The organism is Candidatus Viridilinea mediisalina (assembly GCF_002532535.1).
GTDB lineage: Bacteria > Chloroflexota > Chloroflexia > Chloroflexales > Chloroflexaceae > Viridilinea > Viridilinea mediisalina.
In genome coordinates, this window is the sequence record NZ_NQWI01000233.1 from 1 (window position 1) to 2,631 (window position 2,631).

2 protein-coding genes are annotated in these 2,631 nt (G+C 60.4%); both read left to right on the plus strand.

All coding sequences use genetic code 11. The features are described from left to right. Positions 1 to 225 precede the first annotated feature (225 nt). Positions 226 to 1,080 carry a glucosaminidase domain-containing protein gene (locus CJ255_RS21605; protein WP_217352519.1) on the plus strand — a complete coding sequence of 285 codons (855 nt, stop codon included), beginning with the start codon at positions 226 to 228 and terminating at the stop codon, positions 1,078 to 1,080. 296 nt (positions 1,081 to 1,376) lie between these two features. Then, the gene (gene cas6 / locus CJ255_RS21610; RefSeq protein WP_097646143.1) at positions 1,377 to 2,390 is read left to right on the plus strand and encodes a CRISPR system precrRNA processing endoribonuclease RAMP protein Cas6; all 1,014 of its coding nucleotides are present in this window, start codon (positions 1,377 to 1,379) and stop codon (positions 2,388 to 2,390) included. Positions 2,391 to 2,631 lie beyond the last annotated feature (241 nt).

Here is a 2,631-nt window from a genome sequence, read left to right on the forward strand (position 1 = left end):
GTTGGCACACGCTGGAGTGCCGGCTTTAGCCGGCTAAAGCCGGCACTCCAACACCAGTTCATAGACTTTTCAGACAGTCTCTTAGGGATGATCACCAAGGTGAGTGCTTGGTCACAAACCTCAAACCACTCTGTGTTCTCTGTGTCTCTGTGGTGAACACTCTGTACCTCTTCAAAAAAACTCTAGCTGAACAAATCCCCTCCTCTCCCTACAAAGGCAACCCCAATGGCATCACGACGAACCTTTCTACGTATTGCTGCGGCCCTTGCTGCCACCGGCATTGCCGGGCGGATGGGGCGAACGCAGGCAGCAGCAGAACCATACCGCGCCTATCTGCCCTTGGTGGCTACCGCACCAGAGGCAAGCCTTGAGCCACTGCCGGAGCCAGAGCCGACCCCAGAGCCAACGCCAGAGCCAACGCCAGAGCCAACGCCAGAACCGACGCCGGAGCCGACTCCAGAGCCGACGCCCCATCCGGTACCAGAAGACCCCTGGCCCAACGAATATGGCCACTTGCTCACTGCGGCATCGGGCACCCAAGCGCAGGCGGTGCGCTGGCTCACAGCCCGTTCGCACATCTACACCCACTACGACATCACCCAGATTGTTGCGGCCTACGCCCGGGTTGGTGATGAGGTCGGGGTTGATTGGTTTCTCGCCTTAGCCCAATGCGCCCACGAAACAGGCAGCTTAACCTCGTGGTGGTGCGACCGACCACGGCGCAACCCGGCGGGCCTGGGGGTCACTGGTCACAGCATCGAGGGCAACCCCAACGAACCGCCAGGCATCCATTGGGCTTGGCGTGATGGGCGTTGGTTTCAAGGCATCAGCTTTGCCGCCTGGGATCCCTACGCCATCCGCGCCCATATTGGGCGGCTCTTGGCCTACGCCCTACCCGCAGGCACCGGCATGCCCGCGCAGCAAGCCATGATTGACGAAGCCCTCAGCCTGCGCCCGCTACCGGCGCACCTGCGAGGCATCGCCCTCACCATCACCGACCTCAACGGACGCTGGGCTGTCCCGGGCACCGAATATGGCCAACGCATCCTCAACCTGGCAGAGCGCATGCGTCAGGTGTAGAGGCTGTTGGTTAGGGATGGTTCGTGGTGGCTTTACAGTTTGCGAGGACGCGAGGACGCGAGGACGCGAAGCCTTCGCCTTTTCGCCTCATGCATCCTCTAGCTCGGTAGCTGCGCTTGTCGCAGCCAGCCTGTCGCAGCCAGTCTGTCGCAGCCAGCCTGTCGCAGCCACCGTTGCGGCCCAGAACTTTTCTGCGCTAACAATTTCTTCGCACTGTTGCATGGTTATCTGTTGCTGCTATACTAGTGCTGTAGAATGAGCTTGTGAAGAGGTGATTAAAATCTGATGAGGGGCGCATGGAGCAAGAGGCTCAGGCTGCATGGGAGCCTTCCCTTGGTTGGTTGCCCGATCTGCCAACGTTGCGAATTCGCCTGACGCTGCGCCTACTTACTGCTGGGGTCTTGCCGGCGCAGAAGGGCAGTATGCTGCGTGGTGGTTTTGGCTATGCCTTTCAACAAGCCGCTTGCCCGCGTGCATGCTGGCAGCGCGAGGAGTGCGTGAGCGACATCATCTGCCCCTTCCGTTGGGTCTTTGCAACGCCCCATCCGCCCGATAATCGCTACTTGCACGATCTGCGCGATCTCCCGCGCCCCTTCGTGATCGAGCCGCCCTTGGATGCACGCACAGACTATCGGGCGGGCGAGGCGCTGGAGTTGACGCTGGTGCTGATTGGACGTGGGATCGATTTTCTGCCCTACTTTCTGATCAGTTTCGAACGTCTGGGTGATATGGGTTTGGGCCGCGACAACGTACGCACCCGTCTGGAGCGGGCGGAAGCGTTGGCCCCGTGGAGTCCGGTTGGGACGCTGCTCTACCATAATGGGCAGATGCTGGCTGCTGCGGAGTTGCCCGTGTTGCGGAGTGCGGCGGTGGTGGAGCGGGCAACCGCGCTGCCCGCCGATCTGCGGCTGACGCTCAATGGCCCGTTGCGCCTGAAGTATCGCGGCACCTACCTCGAACACATTGAGCCAGCAGCATTGGTGCAGGTCGCTTGCTGGCGCATTGATGCGCTGGCCGCTTTCCACGCCAACGGCGGCTGGTCACACTCCTATCGCCCGCTTGTGGACGCCGCTGCCGCAATTGAGGTGCGCCCCGAAACGGTAGCCTGGCGCAGTCTGCGCCGTACTTCCACCCGTGGCCCCAATCGCCTACGCATGGATCTCGGCGGCATGACCGGTAGCGCTCAACTGCGCGGCGTCCCCGTCGCCCTGCGCGCTGTCCTGCTCATGGGTAGCATTGTTCATATTGGTAAAGCAAGCGTCTTTGGTAATGGGGGGTATGAGATCGGCGAAAATCCGAAAACCCGATAGGTGAGGAAGGCAAAAGGCAGAAGGCAGAAGGCAGAAGGCAGAAGGCAAAAGGCAGAAGGCAGAAGGCAAAAGGCGAAAGGCGAAAGGCAAAAGGCAAAAGGCGAAAGGCGAAAGGCGAAAGGCGAAAGGCGAAAGGCAAAAGGGGCAGAAAGGATTGTTTTTGTGCCGTTAGGTAGTGCCGACTTATGGTCTTCCAGAAATTAATCCGGTGTCGCGGCACGGGCTAGACCTGATAGATATG

What these genes read in the sequence shown, in the direction of transcription:
- cas6 (WP_097646143.1), top strand. Translation starts at nt 1,377, where the DNA reads ATGGAGCAAGAGGCTCAGGCTGCATGGGAGCCTTCCCTTGGTTGGTTG.
- CJ255_RS21605 (WP_217352519.1), top strand. Translation starts at nt 226, where the DNA reads ATGGCATCACGACGAACCTTTCTACGTATTGCTGCGGCCCTTGCTGCC.